At 67.3% G+C, this 17,519-nt stretch carries 9 protein-coding genes and 1 tRNA gene; 8 read left to right on the top strand and 2 right to left on the bottom strand.

Annotation, left to right across the window (positions count from 1 at the left end; all coding sequences use genetic code 11):
• Positions 1-97 precede the first annotated feature (97 nt).
• Both CTA01S_RS04245 and CTA01S_RS04240 read left to right on the top strand, forming a co-directional pair.
• On the top strand, positions 98-3,739 hold the full coding sequence (locus CTA01S_RS04245; RefSeq protein ID WP_062192519.1) for a PAS domain-containing sensor histidine kinase: 3,642 nt from the start codon (positions 98-100) through the stop codon (positions 3,737-3,739).
• Between the two features lie 89 nt (positions 3,740-3,828).
• A complete protein-coding gene (locus tag CTA01S_RS04240) occupies positions 3,829-4,431 on the top strand; it encodes a response regulator (protein ID WP_232300984.1) in 603 nt (200 codons plus the stop codon).
• Here the strand turns inward: CTA01S_RS04240 and CTA01S_RS04235 are convergent.
• Positions 4,415-6,184, bottom strand: a complete 1,770-nt coding sequence (locus tag CTA01S_RS04235; protein ID WP_157451290.1) for a sensor histidine kinase — start codon at positions 6,182-6,184, stop codon at positions 4,415-4,417. The genes CTA01S_RS04240 and CTA01S_RS04235 overlap by 17 nt on opposite strands.
• 206 nt (positions 6,185-6,390) lie before the next feature.
• On the opposite strand from CTA01S_RS04235, the gene CTA01S_RS04230 reads away from it, so the two are divergent.
• The 3 genes from CTA01S_RS04230 to CTA01S_RS04220 are packed head-to-tail and all read left to right on the top strand — an operon-like array spanning position 6,391 to position 13,835.
• The gene (locus CTA01S_RS04230) at positions 6,391-9,726 is read left to right on the top strand and encodes a response regulator (RefSeq protein WP_062192510.1); all 3,336 of its coding nucleotides are present in this window, start codon (positions 6,391-6,393) and stop codon (positions 9,724-9,726) included.
• A gap of 8 nt (positions 9,727-9,734) precedes the next feature.
• The gene (locus CTA01S_RS04225) at positions 9,735-11,969 is read left to right on the top strand and encodes a putative bifunctional diguanylate cyclase/phosphodiesterase (protein ID WP_062192506.1); all 2,235 of its coding nucleotides are present in this window, start codon (positions 9,735-9,737) and stop codon (positions 11,967-11,969) included.
• A 12-nt stretch (positions 11,970-11,981) separates the two neighbouring features.
• Positions 11,982-13,835: a GGDEF domain-containing protein gene (locus CTA01S_RS04220; protein WP_019559175.1), complete on the top strand. Its 1,854-nt coding sequence runs from the start codon at positions 11,982-11,984 to the stop codon at positions 13,833-13,835.
• A gap of 52 nt (positions 13,836-13,887) precedes the next feature.
• Here CTA01S_RS04220 and CTA01S_RS04215 read toward each other — a convergent pair.
• Positions 13,888-13,975 (bottom strand) — tRNA-Ser (locus CTA01S_RS04215).
• A gap of 364 nt (positions 13,976-14,339) precedes the next feature.
• On the opposite strand from CTA01S_RS04215, the gene CTA01S_RS04210 reads away from it, so the two are divergent.
• Genes CTA01S_RS04210 through ftsH form a run of 3 tightly spaced genes read left to right on the top strand, consistent with a single transcriptional unit; the run spans position 14,340 to position 17,518 of the window.
• A complete protein-coding gene (locus tag CTA01S_RS04210; RefSeq protein WP_084362288.1) occupies positions 14,340-15,329 on the top strand; it encodes a DnaJ C-terminal domain-containing protein in 990 nt (329 codons plus the stop codon).
• The gene (locus CTA01S_RS04205) at positions 15,326-15,628 is read left to right on the top strand and encodes a chaperone modulator CbpM (RefSeq protein WP_019559177.1); all 303 of its coding nucleotides are present in this window, start codon (positions 15,326-15,328) and stop codon (positions 15,626-15,628) included. Before CTA01S_RS04210 ends, CTA01S_RS04205 begins: the two co-directional genes overlap by 4 nt.
• A 27-nt stretch (positions 15,629-15,655) precedes the next feature.
• On the top strand, positions 15,656-17,518 hold the full coding sequence (ftsH, locus tag CTA01S_RS04200; protein ID WP_019559178.1) for an ATP-dependent zinc metalloprotease FtsH: 1,863 nt from the start codon (positions 15,656-15,658) through the stop codon (positions 17,516-17,518).
• Position 17,519: the final 1 nt, after the last annotated feature.

Genomic DNA, 17,519 nt, shown 5'->3' with positions numbered 1-17,519 from the left:
CCCCTGACGGTCGTCGGGCCCGGTCGCGCGCGGCCCACGCGCTGCGTCAGTCCCTGAGGGCCTGTGTCATCCCGTGCCCGCCTCGCCCGCCAACTCGATGAGTGCCGTCAACGCCGAGTCGCCGTCCGATCAGGCCCCCGACTTCGAGGATCAGCCCGATCCCAGCTTGTGGCTGGACGATGCCGGCCGCATCGAGTTCGCCAATCGCGCCGCACGGGAGCACTTGCGCACGGCCCCAGGGGCCATGGTGCACACCCTGGTGGGTGCGCTGGGATTGTCCGCCGTGCAGTGGGTGCTGGCGCAGCTCAGGCACGCGGGGCGTGCGGCGCCGGTCGAGGTGCCCCAGGCCTGGATGCTCGGGCCGCGGGTCATGGGCCCTGGCCGACGCCCCTGGCGCTTGACCCTGGCGCAGCAGCCTGGGCGCCGCTGGTGGCTGCGCCTGAGCCCGGCCCAGGCGCCCGAGGCGCCGGTGGGCGCGCCGTCGGAGCCCGAAGCGCTGCGCGAACTGCGGCGCATGTTTTGGGGGTCTCCCTTTCCAGTCATCGTGCAAGACGCGCAGCTGCGCATGGCCGATGTCAACCAGGCCTTCATCGACTACACCGGCTTCGCACGGGAGTACCTCATCGGTCTCGATCCGGTCGTGCTGTTGCACCCGCAGGATCGTGAGGCGCAACTCGAAGCGCGTCAGCAACTCGACCTGGCGCTGGAGGAGGGCGCCGATGCTCCCGCTTTCGCCCAGCATCGTTTGATCGATGCCAAAGGCCAGACGCGCTGGTACCGGGCCGTCACCCATGTGATTCGTGGCCTGGCTGGCAGTGCGCCTTGGCGCTTTTCGGTGCTGCAGGACTGCACCAGTGAAGTGCTCGCACGCGAGATGGCCGAGCGCTCGGCCGCCGAGCTCGGCCACTGGTTCGACCTGTCGCCGGTGGGCATGCTGCTTTTCGATGAGGATGGGCTCATCGTGCGCAGCAACCCGGCGCTGGTCCAACTCGTGGGGGAATTGCCGGGCTCGCTCACGCAGGTGCATCAGAGCCTCAGAGAGCTGCTGGGCTGGTACAGCGGTGGGCCACTGGCCGCGCTGCATCCGGGCAGCGCGCCGCTGCTGCGACATGGGTGGGTCGAACATCCCGATGGCGCGGAGCGCTCGCTGCGCGCCGTGGTGCGCTGCCTCGACAGCCATCAAGGACAGCGGCGTTTCATGTCGGTCATCGAAGACCGCACCGCCGAGGACGAGCTTGACCGGGCACAATCCCAGCTCGGCGCTCTGGTGGAGACGGCCCATGCGGGACTGGCGTTGTTCGATGACCAGCGAGGCCGCTTCCGCCCGGTCGGGGCGGCCGCCGCCGGTGAGGTGCTGCCCTCCAGCCAGCTCAAGGCCATCAGCCGAGAACTCGTGCGCTCCGACACCTTGGCCGAGTTCGATCGGGTGCAACACGCGCTGCGCCACGGCGAGCGGGCCGAGGCGCGCTATGCCATCGTCCATCCGGAGCTGGGGCTGCGCTGGCTGCTCACGCGCGTGGAGCCCCGGGTGCTCAGCTCAGGCAAGCGCAGCACCTCGGTGATCACGCTGGACGTGACCGAGCAGCACCAGGCCCAGCAGCGCAACGACCGCTTGCTGCGCGAGCTCACCACCATCCTCGAAAGCACCTCCGCCGGCATCGCCTATCTGCGTGGACAGACCTTGCTGCGCTACAACCGGCAGTTCGAGACCCTGCTCGGCCTGGAGGGGCACACCGCGGTCGATCCCCGCCTGGGAGAGCTGCTGCGCGACGCCGGCTTGGATCAAGACTTGGCGCTCGAAGCCTTGAACACGCTGGCGTCGGTGGGCCAGTTCGAAACCGAAATCCAGATCCGCCTGCCTGGGCGCGAGGCCCGCTGGTGTGCCCTGTCGATGCGCCGCATGGACAGCCCCGGCCCTGAACTCGAATCGATCGCGGTGCTATCGGACATCACCCGGCTCAAGACCCAGCAAATGGAGCTTGAAGCCGTGGTGCGCGACCGCGAGCTGATGTTCAGCCTGTCCGACGTGGGCATCGTGTTCCTGCGCCACGGTCGGGTGCAGCGGGCCAACGAAGGCTTCAGCCTGCTCAGTGGCTATCCCCTGGAAGAGCTCGAGCAACGCACCGAAGCCGAGCTCTTCGATGCACAGTGGGACCCACCGCAGCGGGAGCAGGCCGAGGCTCGCGCTTTGGCCGAGGGAGGGCACTGGACCGGCGAGCGCGTGCTGTGCCGCAAAGATGGGCGGCTGCAATGGGTGCAGGTGAGCAAGCGCCTGGTCGAACCCGGCCGGCCCGAAGGCGGGGTCATCGCCTCTTATGTCAACGTCGATGCCCGCCATCGCGCCGAGCAGGCCTTGGTGACCCAGGCCGAGCGCACGCGGGCCATTCTCGACTCGGTGTTCGTCGGCATCGTCACCGTGGGGTCGCATGGCATCGAGTGGATGAACCGCTCGGCGCGCCGAATGTTCGGCGGAGAGCTGGCCGATTTCCTGGGGCAGCCCATGAGCGTCGTGGCGCCGGAGGATCCGGCCCATCCTTTCCGTGACCAGGCCTTGCTGTCGCGATTGGACGAAGGACAGATCCACAACTTCGAATGCGAGGTCGCCGCACGGGACGGCCGCCGCTTCTGGGTGGTGGGCAATGCGGTGCTCACCGGTGCACATGCCTTGGGCGGGCGGGAGCTGACCTTCGCGTTGCTGGACATCGACCAGCGCCGCCAGGCCGAACGTCGCATCGCCCAGGCACGGGCTTCGCTGCAGCGCATCATCGAGCTGGCGCCTTTGGCCATCACCCTGCGCGACGCACGCACCCTGAAGATCTTGCAGATCAACCAGACGGCCGCCGACATCGCCGGGCGGCCCATCGAGGAATTGGTCGGCAGCACCCCTGAAGAGATCTACGGCCCGACCGAGGCGGCGCAGTTTCGTGCCGACATGCTGGAGGCCTTGCGTGCCGAGGGGGTCACGCACAAAGAGTACCGAGTGCGCGTGAAGGGGCAGCCCACGGTATGGGATGCGCGCTTCATGCCCTTGGCTCAGCCGGGTGAGCCGCCAGACCAGCTCCTGCTGGTGGCCACCAACGTGACCGAGCAGCGCGCTGCCGAGCAGGCCCGTCTGGAGGCGGCCATTGCCCAACGTGAATTGCTCGTCAAAGAGGTGCATCACCGCATCAAGAACAACCTGCAAGGGGTGGCCGGTTTGCTGCAGCAGATCGCGCAGCGCAAGCCCGAGATGGCCGGCCCGATCAGCGAGGTGGCTGGCCAAGTGCAGGCCATTGCGCATGTCTATGGCCTGCAAGTGGGCGCCAGCGGCCCGCTGCGACTGCGCAAGGTGGTGCAGGCCATCACCGGCTCCGTGCAGCGCACCTTCGACCGTGTCATCGTCTTGCAGGAGCAGGGCACCGGCATCGGCGAGTGGGTCTTGCCCGAGGCCGAATCCATCCCGATTGCGCTGTGCGTCAACGAATTGCTGACCAACGCCGTCAAACACAGCCCCGGAGGCGAGGTGCGCTGTATGCTCGAAGGCGAGCCCGACGCGGTCAGCATCACGGTGTGCAACCGCGGCCGGCTGCCTGAAGGCTTCACGCTCGAGCAGGTGCCCGCCGGCGTGTCGGGGCTGGGCCTCATTCGCGCGCTGTTGCCGCGGCGCAGCGCCCGCTTCGCATTGCAGTCCGACGCAGAAGACGGCGTGCGCGCCACGGTGCGCATCGTGCCTCCCGGCGCCACGCGGCAACCCGAGTGATCCCCGGCCGGAATTGGACGACAATACACAACCATGCAAACGCCGGGGGCCCTGCTTCCCGGAGTCCGATGCAGGTGGCGAGGCGCAGCGTGAAGAACAAAGGCAAGATCCTCGTGGTGGACGATGACCGGCTGGTGTTGGCCACGCTCACCCATGGACTGTCTCAGGCCGGGTATGAAGTCATCGATGCCGACAACGGCGACGATGCCATTTTGCTCGCCCGTCAGCATCGACCCGGGCTTGCCTTGCTCGACATCCGCATGGAGGGCAAGAGCGGCTTCGACGTGGCCGAATACCTGCGCACTTCGCTGCACACGCCGTTCATGTTCCTGTCGGCCTTCTCCGACGAAGCCACCCTGGAGAAGGTCAAGGCGCTGGGGGCCGTGGCCTACCTCGTCAAACCCTTGGACATTCGCCAGATCGTGCCGGCGGTGGAAGCCGCCTTCGCGCATCAGCAGTCGCGGCAGGGTGAGACCATGCGGCCGGCCAACGATCCTGGCGGCTCGGGGGACGACGAGATCCTGCAGCAACTCGTCGCGCTGGCCGTGGGCATTGCCATGCATCGCTTCTCGCTGGACCGCCGGCAGGCCCTGGAGCGACTGCGCCGCCAAGCACGACAAGACGGCTTGAGCCTGGAGGAGCAGGCCCGCCGCTTCGTCGAGGCCTTGGAAGTCCTCAGCGCCCCGGGCTGAGGGGGCCGCTGGGGCGAACCTCGCCCAACGTGAAATAAAACCGCGCACCGGCGCCCACTTCCGATTCGGCCCAAATCTGCCCGCCGTGGCGACGGATGATGCGCTGCACCGTGGCCAGCCCCACGCCGGTGCCGGGATAGTCAGTGGCGCTGTGCAGGCGTTGGAACACGCCGAACAGACGGTCGGCAAAGCGCATGTCGAAGCCCGCGCCATTGTCCTTCACGTGGTAAATCCAGCGCCCGTCTTGCTCCACGGCGCCGAATTCGATGCGGGCCTGCTCGGTGTGCATCGAATACTTCCACGCATTGCCCAGCAAATTCTCCAACACCACGCGCATCAGGGTCGGGTCGCCCTGCACGCTGAGACCCTCCTGGATCGATACCTCCACGCGCCGCTGCGGCGCCTGGCGGCGCAGATCTTCGACGATGTAATGCGCCAGCTGACTGAGGTTCACCGGTTGCGTCACCATGGGCTTGGCCGTCAGCTGCGACAGCGCCAGCAACGCATCGATCATGCCGTTCATGCGAGCCGCCGCACCCAGCACCCGGTCCAGGTGATCATGACCGATGCGATCCAGCGCCCGGGCGTAATCCTCTTTCAGGATCTTCGTGAAACCTTCGATCACGCGGATGGGCGCACGCAAATCGTGCGACACCGTGTAGCTGAACGACTCCAGCTCGCGCTGCACGGCCAGCCGTTCGGCCTGGGTGGCCTCGTCGGCCGTGGGCTGGGCCTCGGTGCATACCAGCAGCAGGGCCTTGCGCTGCGAGCCCCCATGTTCGAATGTGAAGGACTCCACGCGCATCTCCCAGCGGCGATCCGGGGACGGGGCAGGCGCGGCGTCGGCCTGTGGCGCCTCCTGCCCCAAGGCCTGCAACAAGGGCCCCAGCGGCCAGGTGCGCGCCTCGCGGGCGACTTGCACCACCTCGCGCCCGATCAGCAATGCCGCCGATTGCCCGATGCAGCGTGCAGCCCGCTCGTTGCAGTAGCGTATCCGGTAGGTGCTTGGCTCGTCTGCCACGGCTTCGGCCAGCACCACTGCGCTGGGCACGGCATCGAGCAGTTTGAGGCCGATTTGCCGGTCGAACTGCAGCTCCACCCGGGCCGACACATTGCGCGCCGTACCCTGGTAGCCCACGAATCGCCCTTGGGCGTCGAAGCGGGGGCGGCCGCTCAGCAGCCACAGGCTGATGTGCCCGTCGGCCTCGCGTCGGTGGGTGGGAAGCTCGTGAAAGGGGCGTTGCCCATCGAGCATGCGGCGGTGGGCCTGCCATGAGCCGGCGTCGCTGCCGAAGTCCTCCCACAGCGGACGGCCCAGGCGCTGCTCGAAATGCCAGTCCGAGGCCGCCGCTTGCGGCGGCGGGCGCAGGAGGGTCAGACAATGCTGGGCATCGGTTTCCCAATACCAAAACGGCAGCAGTTCGAGCAGCTCCCGAACCTGGGTGCGGGCCAGCGCCTGCGCCTGACGAGCCGCGTCGTCTCGCCGAATGAACCACCACGACACCCCGCCGAGCAGCACCAGGCCCAAGGCAAACACCAGCAGCAACACGTCGGAGCCGGCCACGGCTTGCCATCCCTCGGCCCAGGACGAGCGCATCCAGGCCGCCCCCAGCACGCTCAAGGCCAGCCAGGCCAGCGTCAGCGCTGCGCCCAGCCCGGCGGCCACCAGCAGATGAGCCCCTGCAAGGGACGAGGAGCCACCCCCCGTGGGGCGGTCGAGGCTGGGGGCAGGGGCTGCGGGCCTTTCGCTCATGCGACGCATTGTAAGGACGCGTGTTTGCCAACTCTTTCTCGTTTTTCCCCGTCGGGCTTGGCTTGCAGATGCCTCACAAGCCCCATGATCTTGCGCGAACGCGCCGCACCGCACACACGCCGAGACCGGCTCAAGTTCCCGCCAGCGGCGCCGAAGACCAGACGAGGACCCCGCACCGCCGTGGTGCGGCAGGATGTCGTAACCACATGATGATGTCTGCCCCTTCCCCCTTGCCGGCTGAATCCCTTGCGGCCGAGGCTGCGCTCGACCGCGGGGCTCGGGAGCGGGCCGTGGTGGACGCCGTGCTCGACGCCCCCGGGCTGGGCGCGGCGCTTCGCGCGGTGGGCTGCCGCCTGGCCGCGTTGTTCCAGGCCCGAGACTGGGCCGTGTGGCGTGTGGACGACTGGAACGGTCAGTGCGGACTGATCTACCCCTGGAGCGAAGACGCCCACCCAGCCCGCCACCATGTCGATCTGGACGCCATCACTACCGTGCGCCACGACGACCGGCAGGGCGGCTGCGCGATCGCCCGCCAAGCCCCGTGGTGGAGCCAAGACGCAGACCGCATCTGGGTGCCCGTTTGGGATGACCAGGCGCCCGCCGGCTTGCTCGAGCTGCGCGGCGCGCGCCTCACGGATGAAGCTGCCGATGGCACCTTGCTGAGGCTGGCGTGCCGCCAGCTCGGGCTGATGGCACGTGTGGAGGCCGCCACCGTCGGCTTGCAGCGCCGCACCGAGCAAATCGAGCGTGAACGGCGCTGGCTCGACGACCTCATCGAGCACTTGCCCGTCAGCCTGTTCGTGATAGATCCGCTGGACTTGCGTCTGATCCAAGTGAACCGGCAGGCCGAACGGGAGTTCGGGCTGCGGCGGGAAGATTTGATCGGCCGCCCCCCGGAGGACGCCTATGGTCGCCAGCTCGCGGCGATATTGCGGCCCTCGGTGCAGCGAGCCTTGGCCGGTCACGGGATGTGGATCGAGGAAGAGATCCTGTGGTCCACCCATCGGCGCGGCCAGCGCCATGTCGATGTGCGCTACATCACGCTGCGGCGCGACGACGGCACGCCCCATGCGCTGTTGGTGGTCGCGCGCGACGTGACCGACCGGCGCAAGGCCGAGCAGGCGTTGCTGGAATCCGAAGCGCGCTTCCGGGAATTGGTCGACACCCTGGAAGACCATGTCTTCATCACCACCCCGGACCGCAGCCACTTCGAGTATCTCAGCCCCCGGGTCTACCCTTTTTGGGGGCTGACGCCGCAGGAAGTGGTGAGCGATCCCGGCCGTGCCTGGGCCCATGTTCCCGAGGAGGACCGAGCGCTGTTGGCACGGTGCCGCCACAAGGAAGAAGCGCTGCAGCCCACCGATGTGGTGCACCGCGTGCGCCACCCCGAACGGGGCCTGCGCTGGCTGCGAACCCGCACCCGCAGCCAGCGCCGCGCCGATGGCAGCATTCGCGTCTACGGCATCAGCACCGATGTCACCGCAGAGCACGAGCGCGAGGCCGATTTGCAGCGCGCGCGCGATCTGGCCGAGGCCGCCAGCCAGGCCAAGAGCCAGTTCATGGCCAACATGAGCCATGAGATCCGCACGCCGATGAACGGCATCCTGGGCATGACGGAATTGCTGCTGGGCACTGCGCTGACGGACAAGCAGCGTCGCTTCGCCCAAGCGGTCTATCGCTCCGGCGAGAACCTGCTCGAAATCATCAACGACATTCTGGATTTCTCCCGCATCGAAGCGGGCAAGATGGAGTTGGCCACCTCGGATTTCGTGCTGCGTTCGGTGGTGGAGGACACCTTGGAGCTGCTGGCCCCGCGCGCCCACGACAAGCGTCTGGAGCTCAGCTTCCGTGAGGCCCCGGGCGTGCCCCCGCTGGTCCATGGCGATCCCCTGCGGCTGCGTCAGGTGCTCACCAATCTCGTGGCCAACGCGATCAAATTCACCGAGTCGGGCGAAGTGGTGGTGGAGGTGCGGTGCCATGAGACGCCGCAGGGCGCATCCAACGGGGCTGCCGACCAGCGGCGCGTGGAGCTGGAATTCCTCGTGCGCGACACGGGCATCGGCATCGAGCCCGAGGTGCTGCCGCGCTTGTTCAGTCCGTTCACCCAGGCCAACAGCAGCACCACCAAGCGCTACGGTGGCACCGGGCTGGGCCTGGCGATTTCCCGTCAGCTCGTCGAGCTGATGGGCGGACACATCGACGTGCACAGTGAACCCGGCCGCGGCTCGACCTTCCGCGTCCGCGTGCCCGTGGGCGTTTCGCCGTTTTCGAACGCGGCCGCCGAGCTCGATGCGCTGGACATGCCCAAACTGCGGGTGCTCGTCGTCGAGGATCACGAGACCAACCGCGAGGTGCTCGAACAGATGTTGAGCGCCTGGGGCTTGCAGGTGAGCGCGGCGGCAAGCGGCCAGGCCGGGCTGGACCTCGTCGAGCACGAGCACCGCGCCGGCCGGCGCTTCGACCTGGCGCTGGTGGACATGCAAATGCCCGGCCTCGACGGGGTGCAATTCGCCCGCTCATTGCGCCAGCACCCGGCCGGCACCGGCACCAAACTCATCCTGCTGTCATCGATGTCCTCGCCCGATGACGCGCGCTTGGCGCACGAAGCCGGCTTTCAGCGCTTCTTGACCAAGCCGGTGCGCAAGGTCGAGCTGCGCCAAGCGATTCTTGGCGTGTCGGCCACCCCGGCCCGTTCTCGCGCGCCCGAGGCTTGCTTCCCGCACCGCGTGCTCGTCGTCGAGGACAACCCCGTCAACCAAGAGGTCATCCAGCAAATGCTGCGTCGCCTGGGCTGCCAAGTCCACCTGGCGGCCTCGGGGCTGGAAGGCTTGCGCGCCTTGTGCGAACATCGCTTCGACCTCGTGCTCATGGACATCCAGATGCCCGGCATGGACGGCGTGGACACGCTGCGATGGTTCCGCAAGGGGCCCGGCGGGCGATTTGCGTTCCTCACGCCGCCGCACGTCCCGGTGGTGGCCGTCACGGCCAATGCGCTGGGCGGCGACCAGGAGCGATTCTTGGACCAGGGGTTCAACGACTATCTGTCCAAACCCTTCCGTCAGAACCAGCTGCTGGCCGTGCTGGCGCGCTGGCTGCCCGAAGCCGAGCCGCTGGCTGGTGTCGAAACCGCCCCCCCGACTCCGCCCCTTGTCGCCCCAGCCGTGGAGATTTCGATGCGCACTCCGGATCCCGATGTTTTCGACCCCCAGGCCGTGCAGCGCCTGCGCGAGCTCGATCCGAAGGGCGACAATCAACTGCTGGACCGATTGTTTCGCACCTTCGAAGCCTCGCTGCAGCGCCTCATCCCCCAAATGGTGGAAGCCCACCAAGCGCAAGATCTGGCGACAATCCGACTGACGGCCCACACACTGAAATCCTCGTGCGCCAGTGTGGGGGCCCTGAAGCTGTCGGCCCAGTGCGCCGAGATCGAGACCTTGATCCGAGGCGGCAGTGCCGAACCGCTGGAGGAACGAATCGCCGCCGTGCGTGAGGAATCCGACCGTGTGCTTGCCAGCCTGAGGGCCTATTTGCACCAAGCCTGATCCATGCCATGAGATCTTCCCCGTTCGCTGACGATGTCGATCTGGAGCAGCCTCAGGTGCTCCTGGTCGATGACGACGAGGTCAATCTGCTGCTGACCTCGATCGCCCTGCGTGAACGCGGGTTTGCCATCACCGAGGTGTCCAGCGGCGAAAAGGCGCTGCGCCTGCTGGCCGACTGGTCGCCCGATGTCATCGTGCTGGACGCCATCATGCCCGACATGGACGGCTTCCAGACCTGCCGGGAGCTGCGCGCCATGCCGGGGTTCCATGCCATTCCGGTGCTCATGCTCACCGGGCTGGACGACGACGCCTCCATCGCGCGTGCCTACGAGGCGGGCGCCACCGACTTTTTCGTCAAGTCCAACCAATGGAGCTTGCTGGCTGGCCGTCTGCGCTACTTGCTGCGCTCGGCCCGCACACGCCAGGCCTTGGAGCGCAGCAGGGCCCAGCTCGCGCGCGCGCAAGATCTGGCCCGCATGGGCAGCTTCGACTGGTACGTGGACAAAGGCGTCTTGAGTTTCTCGGTCGAAGGGCTGCGCGTTTTCGGCATGGGCCCCGGCGACACCCTGGGCATGCGCGACGTGCTGCACATGATTCCGCACGAGGAGCGCAAAGGCTTCTTGGCGATCTTGCGCGAGGTGCTGCGTCACAACACCGTGTTGTGCACCGACGTGCCCGTCCAACTCGCCGATGGCCGCCAGCGTGTCTTGCATGTCGAGGCCGAGCCCGAGTTCGATGAACATGGCAATCTCAGCCTCTACAACGGCATCGTTCAGGATGTCACCGACCGGCGCATCGCCGAGGACAAGATCAAGCATCTGGCCAACTTCGATTCCCTCACCGGCTTGCCCAACCGCCGGCAAATCATCTGGCGGGCCGAGCGGGCGATCGAGCATGCCAAGCAATTGCAGCTCCAGGTCGGCTTCTTGCTGATCGACCTGGACCGCTTCAAGATCATCAACGACACCTTAGGCCATGCCGCCGGCGACGAACTGTTGATCGAAGTGGCCAGGCGGCTGCGTGCCTGCGTGCGGCATTCCGACCAGGTCATCGACGCGCCGCTGGACGCCCTGGGTTCACGGGCCCACCGCACGCTGGAAGCCGTGGGCCGTTTGGGCGGCGACGAGTTCGTGGCCTTGCTGCCCGAAGTGGGGGGCGAGGCCGACGCCGAGCGCGTGGCCCTTCGCATCCTGGAAGCCCTGCGCGAGCCCGTGCTGGTGGGCGGACAGGAGTGCTTCGTCACGGCCAGCGTCGGCGTGGCCTTGTTCCCTCGCGATGGCACCACGGTGGCCGACCTGCAACGCAACGCCGACGTGGCCATGTATGCCGCCAAGAACCAAGGCCGCAATGCGTGCAGCCTGTATTCACCGCAGCTGGCAGGCATGGGCCGGGCCAAGCTGGAACTCGAGTCGGCCTTGCACAAAGCCCTCGAGCGTGGCGAGCTGGTGCTGCACTACCAGCCCAAGGTCGATGTGGCGGCGGGCACGCTGATCGGCGTGGAAGCGCTGATGCGCTGGCAGCGCGGCGATCGACTCATCTCACCGGCGGACTTCATCCCCCTGGCCGAGGAGACCGGTCTCATCGTCCCGATGAGTTACTGGGCCTTGCAAGAAGCCATTCGCCAGACGCGCTGCTGGCGCCAAGCGCTCGGCATGGACCTGCCCGTGGCCGTCAACCTGCCCAGCCGCATGTTTTTGCGCACCGACCTGGTCGAGAACATCCAGACCTCGTTGCAAGAACACCAAGCCAGCCCCAACTGCGTGCAACTCGAGATCACCGAGACCGGGCTGATGAAAGACCTGCAAAACGTCATGCCATCGTTGCGCCGGCTCAACCAGCTCGGCCTGGAGATCTCCATCGACGACTTCGGCACCGGCTATTCCTCGCTGGCCTACCTCACCACACTGCCCATCGGCGAACTCAAGATCGACCGATCTTTCGTGCGCGAGCTGGGCGTGCGTGCCGAAAGCGCCGCGGTGGTCACCGCCATCATCGCGCTGGCCCGCTCCCTGGACTTGCGGGTGATCGCCGAAGGCGTCGAAAACAGGCTCCAGATGGAAGTCCTCAGCCGCCTGGGCTGCAGCACCATGCAGGGTTTTCTCTTCAGTCGCCCTTTGCCGGCGGCCGAGCTCGAACAATGGTTGCGTCAGACCGTGCTGCCGCGCCGGGCGGTCTGGATGCAGCCGCTCGAGTCCTCCGAGGCGGCCGCTGGCCGGTCCGGGTCGACCCGGGTGGCCTCGTAAAGCCTGCCGTCCATGAGCTCCTTGCCGTCTTCTCCCGATTCGCGTTCTCCTGCAGGCGCCACCCAGCCGGCCCCGCTGGGATCGGTCCAGACACCGGCCCAAATCGCCAAAGCGGCCCTGCGTCGCCTGGCGCTGAACCGGCTGGAGCCCACCCCCGAAAACTACCTGCGAGCCTACCGCGCCGAAGCCGGAGAATCCCCCGACGCCTTGGTCCTGCCGCCGGCGGTGCAGCGCCTCATCGAGCAGCTGGCCCAGCGCCTACACGCCGATCCTGCCCCGCTGCTGGAGGCCCTGGCCCGCGGTCGCCATGAGCAGGCCGAACGCTGGCTGGCCGATGTTCCGGAAGGTGCCGGTGGCGATGCCCAGGTCTGGGCCAGCCTGATCCAGCGCCTGGTCAAAGGCGTGGAGCGTGGCGGCCGGCTGTGGACCAGCGCCCGCAAGAAAGAAAGCTTGCAACGGGTGCTGGCCGCCAGCCGTGGCGATCCGGCGCGCCTGCGGCAGCGCCTGCAGCACCTCGTGGCGACCTGGGACAGCGATGCGCCTGCGGAGTCCCCGGTGCTGGCCGACGACCCGGTGCTGGCCGATGCACTGGCCGGCGGCGCAGCGACGCCGACCCAGCCGGCGCCCCTGGACGACCCCCTGCTGGCCGGCTTGCCGCAGCCCGCGCAGGGCCTGGACCGGTCTTGGGGCGAGGTCGTGGCCGATCTGGCGCAGGCCATCACCGAGGCCCTGCCCGAAGACGACCCGCGCTGCATGCGCCTGCGCGCCCGGCTGGCCGATCTGTTGGCCCCCTTGGCGACCCAGCCCGACGAAGACCTGGCCGAAGACTGGCGCGGCTGGGCTGCTGATGCCAAGCGCTTGCTGAGTCATCGCGCCCACCTCACCGACCAGCTGCGAGGCCTGTGTGACGAACTCAGTGCCAGCCTGGGCGAGCTGGCCGAAGACGGCAGCTGGGTACAAGGGCAAGCCGCTTTGATGCGCGAGCATCTGCGCGCGGGGCTCACCGCGCGCAGCGTGCGTTCGGTCAGCCACCTGCTGCATGCCGCTCGCAGTCGCCAAGGCGAGATCAAAGCCGAGCGCGCGCGTTCGCGCGACATGATCAAACAGCTCATCAACAGCATGGTCCAGCGCATTGGTGAGCTCGGGGCCCACACCGGGCGCTTCCAGGACCGCATGGACCGCTACGTGCAGGTCATCGAACAGGCCGACACCCTGGAAAGCTTGGCCAGCGTCGTCAAAGAGCTGGTCGAAGACACCCGCAACGTGCAGACCGCGGTGCACGACACGCACGAACAGTTGCGCAGCGAACACGCTCAGGCCGAGGCCTTGCAGCAGCGCGTGCGTGAACTGGAGGCCGAGTTGCAGCGTCTGTCGGCCGAGGTCTCCACCGACCCGCTGACCGAGGTCGCCAACCGCCGCGGGCTCATCCAAGCCTTCGAGGTCGAGCAGGCACGCCTACAGCGGCAAGGCGGCGAACTCGCCATCGGCTTGCTCGACATCGACAACTTCAAAAAGCTCAACGACACCCTGGGCCACCAAACCGGCGATGAAGCGCTCAAGTTTCTGGCAGCACATGTCAAGCAGGCGCTGCGGCCCATGGACACCGTGGCGCGGTATGGCGGCGAGGAATTCGTCGTGTTGCTGCCGCAAACCACCGCCGAGGAAGCTCGTGTCGTGCTCACGCGGCTGCAGCGCACACTGTCGGCCAATTTCTTCATGCATGACCAACGTCAGGTGTTCGTCACCTTCTCGGCGGGGGTGACCGTCTTTCGCCCGGGCGAGCGTCTCGAAGAAGCCCTGGACCGCGCGGACGAGGCGCTTTACGAGGCCAAGCGCACGGGCAAGAACCGCACCTGCGTGGCTTGAGATGCGGCCCAGACGGCCCAGCCATGCGCGCTGGCGGCTGAGCGGCTAGCTTTGGCGGAAGCGGTGAGATTCGAACTCACGAACCCTTGCGGGTTGCCGGTTTTCAAGACCGGTGCAATCGACCACTCTGCCACGCTTCCAAAATTCGCTGAATCTTCACTGAAGTGCCGGCTTTGGTCGGCGCTCACATCGCTGCGCGATATGGGCACCGCCCCAAGTCCCTGCGGGACTTGACCAAGACCGGTGCAATCGACCACTCTGCCACGCTTCCAAAATTCGCTGTATCTTCAATGAATTGCCGGTTTTGGTCGGCGCTCACATCGCTGCGCGATATGGGCACCGCCCCAAGTCCCTGCGGGACTTGATCCCCGTCAAGCCCCTGTCATCGTCTTGCACCGACGATGATGCCAAAGTCCGAAGTTTACCTGCCTCATGGCGCCGCAGCCGGCCGCGGGGGCTTGAAACGGCAGCGGGTTGCCGTCACTTGACAGGCATTCGGGAGTCATGCCGATGGCGCAGTTCAAAGATTACTACCAGGTCCTGGGCGTGCCACGCGATGCCACGGCCGATCAAATCAAGCAGGCCTACCGGCGCCTGGCACGCAAATACCATCCGGACGTCAGCCGCGAGCCGGATGCCGCGACACGCATGAGCGAAGTCAATGAAGCTTATGCCGTGCTGTCCGACCCGCAGCGCCGCGCCGCCTATGATGCCGTGGGCGCGGGCCGCCGTGCTGGTGAGCCCTTCACCCCGCCGCCCGATTGGGATGCGGGCTTCGAATTCAGCCCCGACAGCTTCGAAGAAGTCGATCTGCACGATGTCAGCGACTTCTTTGCCGAGTTGTTCGGTCGCATGGGCGCGCGCAGCCGGGCTGCCGGCGCGCGGGCCTCGGTCGGCCGGGGCGAGGATCACCATGCCCGCATCGTGCTCGATTTGGCCGATGCCTGGCTGGGCGCCCAGAAGGAAATCACCCTGCGCAGCCCCCAGGTCGATGCCGACGGCCGCGTGCGCTTGACGACCCGCACCTTGCAGGTGCAGATTCCGCGCGGCGTGCGGCCAGGGCAGTTGATCCGGCTGGCCGGCCAAGGCGGGGCCGGGCCCGGGGCAGCGGCGCCGGGCGACTTGTACCTGGAAGTGCAGTTCCGTCCCGACCCGCGCTTCCGCCTGGATGGCAACACCCTGATCACCGAGCTGCCCGTGGCTCCGTGGGAAGCGGCGCTTGGCGCGGTGGTGCCCTTGAGCCTGCCCGGGGGACAGACCTTGCGGGTGCGGGTGCCTGCCGGCGCGCAAAGCGGTCAGCACCTCACCGTCCGGGGCCAGGGGTTGCCCAGTCAACCGCCCGGCGATCTCGAGTTGATCGTGCGCGTGATCCTGCCCAGCGCCCACCACCCGAAGGCGCGAGAGCTGTATGAGCAAATGGCGGCCGCTTTGCCGCAGTTCGATGCGCGTCGGCAGGCGGCGGCCGATGCCGAGTCTGGAGGTGCCCGCTCATGACCCGCTTGGTTTCGACCCTCGCAGGCGATCAGACCTTGCTCGACCTGCAGGCCCTGTGCCGTTGCGCCCTGGTCAGCCCCGAATGGGTGCTGGAGCGGGTGCGCGCTGGCTTGATCGCGCCGTGCAGTGCCGATGGCGAGTCGGCCTGGCGTTTCGATGCAGCCGCGCTGCGCCGTGTGCGCTACATGGTGCATCTGGAGCGGCATTTCGATGCCGTGCCGGAGTTGGCGGCCCTGGTGGCGGACATGCATGAAGAAATCGAGGCGCTGCGCAGTCAGCTGGCCCGTTTCGTGGGTTGACGAGCCGTCCTTCGTGAGGAGCAGACCATGGCGATGAAATCCCCCGATGCGCAAACCCGCTGGAATGTGGGCTACTGGTTGCTGGCGCTGCTGGCGCTTTTGTCGCTGCAAAACCTGTGGCAAAGCCAGCGCTTGGTCGAGCCGGTGCCCTACAGCGAATTCGAGCGTGCGCTGGCCGAAGGCCGCGTGGCCGAGGTGGTGGTCGGTGAAACCACGCTGACGGGCAAGCTCAAGAACCCCGAGCCGCGCGGCACGAGCGTCATCGTGGCCAACCGGGTCGAGCCCGCGCTGGCCGAGCGCTTGTCGCAATATGGCGTGCCTTACACCCGGGTGGTCGAGAGCACCTTCTTGCGCGATTTGCTGTCCTGGGTCGTGCCGGCCTTGGTGTTCTTCGGCGTGTGGTTCTTCCTGGTGCGCCGCTTCGCCGAAAAGCAGGGCATGGGCGGCTTCATGAGCATCGGCAAAAGCCGCGCGAAGATCTACGTCGAAAAAGACACGGGCGTGACCTTTGCCGATGTGGCCGGGGTGGATGAGGCCAAGGCCGAGCTGCAGGAAATCGTCGCCTTCTTGAAAGACCCGCAAGGGCAAGGCCGGCTGGGTGCGCGCAGCCCCAAAGGCGTGCTGCTGGTGGGCCCACCGGGCACAGGCAAGACCTTGCTGGCCAAGGCCGTGGCCGGTGAAGCCGGGGTGCCCTTCTTCAGCATTTCGGGCTCTGAGTTCGTCGAAATGTTCGTCGGTGTGGGCGCAGCACGCGTGCGCGACCTGTTCGAGCAGGCCCGTGCGAAGGCGCCGGCCATCATCTTCATCGATGAGCTCGATGCCCTGGGCCGAGCCCGGGGGGCGGCCGGCGCCGTCGGCGGGCATGACGAGCGTGAGCAGACGCTCAACCAGCTGCTGGTCGAGCTCGACGGCTTTGACTCCACCTCCGGCCTCGTGCTCTTGGCTGCGACCAACCGCCCCGAGATTCTCGATCCCGCGTTGCTGCGAGCCGGGCGCTTCGACCGCCAGGTGCTGGTGGACCGACCGGACAAGGCCGGCCGTGTGCAGATTCTGAAGGTGCACGTCAAGAAGATCCGCCTGTCGCCACAGACGGACCTGGAGCAAATCGCCGCGCTGACCACCGGCTTTTCCGGGGCGGACTTGGCCAATCTGTGCAACGAGGCGGCTTTGGCCGCCACCCGGCGGGGTGCTGCCGAGGTGGAGCTGCAGGACTTCACCGTGGCCATCGAGCGCATCGTCGCTGGCTTGGAAAAGAAAAATCGCGTGCTCAACCCACGCGAGCGCGAGATCGTCGCCTACCACGAAATGGGCCATGCGCTGGTGGCGCTGTCCCTGCCCGGGACCGACACCGTGCACAAGGTCTCGATCATCCCGCGTGGCATCGGCGCGCTGGGCTACACCATCCAACGCCCCACCGAGGACCGTTTCCTGATGACGCGAGAAGAGCTCGAACACAAGCTGATGGTGTTGCTCGGGGGGCGGGCGGCCGAAAAACTGGTGTTCGATCACTGGTCCACCGGTGCGGCCGACGATCTGGCGCGCGTGACCGACATCGCGCGCGACATGGTCACGCGCTACGGCATGGTCGAGGGCCTGGGGCATGTGGCCTATGACGCCCAGCCCACGCGGTTCCTGGAGGTGCCCGGCGCGCTGCAGCCGGCGCGGCACATCAGCCCGGACACCCAGCACCGCATCGATGAAGCCGTGCGCGAGATCGTCACGCGCGCTTTCGATCGTGCCTTGGAGCTGCTGCGCTCGCACCGCGATGTGCTCGAGCGCGGGGCTCGCGAGTTGCTGGCGCGCGAGACGCTGGACGAGGCGGCCTTGCAGGAATTGACCCAGTCCTTGCGTCCGGTGCAGGCCCCGCAGGCGGCGTCGAGCGCTGCGTGAA

The organism is Caldimonas taiwanensis NBRC 104434 (genome assembly GCF_001592165.1).
GTDB lineage: Bacteria > Pseudomonadota > Gammaproteobacteria > Burkholderiales > Burkholderiaceae_C > Caldimonas > Caldimonas manganoxidans.
The sequence above is the reverse complement of the archived record's forward strand: the minus strand, read 5'-3'. Positions and strand labels throughout refer to the sequence as shown.

What these genes read in the sequence shown, in the direction of transcription:
- CTA01S_RS04220 (WP_019559175.1), top strand. Translation starts at nt 11,982, where the DNA reads ATGAGCTCCTTGCCGTCTTCTCCCGATTCGCGTTCTCCTGCAGGCGCC.
- ftsH (WP_019559178.1), top strand. Translation starts at nt 15,656, where the DNA reads ATGGCGATGAAATCCCCCGATGCGCAAACCCGCTGGAATGTGGGCTAC.
- CTA01S_RS04205 (WP_019559177.1), top strand. Translation starts at nt 15,326, where the DNA reads ATGACCCGCTTGGTTTCGACCCTCGCAGGCGATCAGACCTTGCTCGAC.
- CTA01S_RS04230 (WP_062192510.1), top strand. Translation starts at nt 6,391, where the DNA reads ATGATGATGTCTGCCCCTTCCCCCTTGCCGGCTGAATCCCTTGCGGCC.
- CTA01S_RS04245 (WP_062192519.1), top strand. Translation starts at nt 98, where the DNA reads ATGAGTGCCGTCAACGCCGAGTCGCCGTCCGATCAGGCCCCCGACTTC.
- CTA01S_RS04225 (WP_062192506.1), top strand. Translation starts at nt 9,735, where the DNA reads ATGAGATCTTCCCCGTTCGCTGACGATGTCGATCTGGAGCAGCCTCAG.
- CTA01S_RS04210 (WP_084362288.1), top strand. Translation starts at nt 14,340, where the DNA reads ATGCCGATGGCGCAGTTCAAAGATTACTACCAGGTCCTGGGCGTGCCA.
- CTA01S_RS04235 (WP_157451290.1), bottom strand. Translation starts at nt 6,184, where the DNA reads ATGAGCGAAAGGCCCGCAGCCCCTGCCCCCAGCCTCGACCGCCCCACG.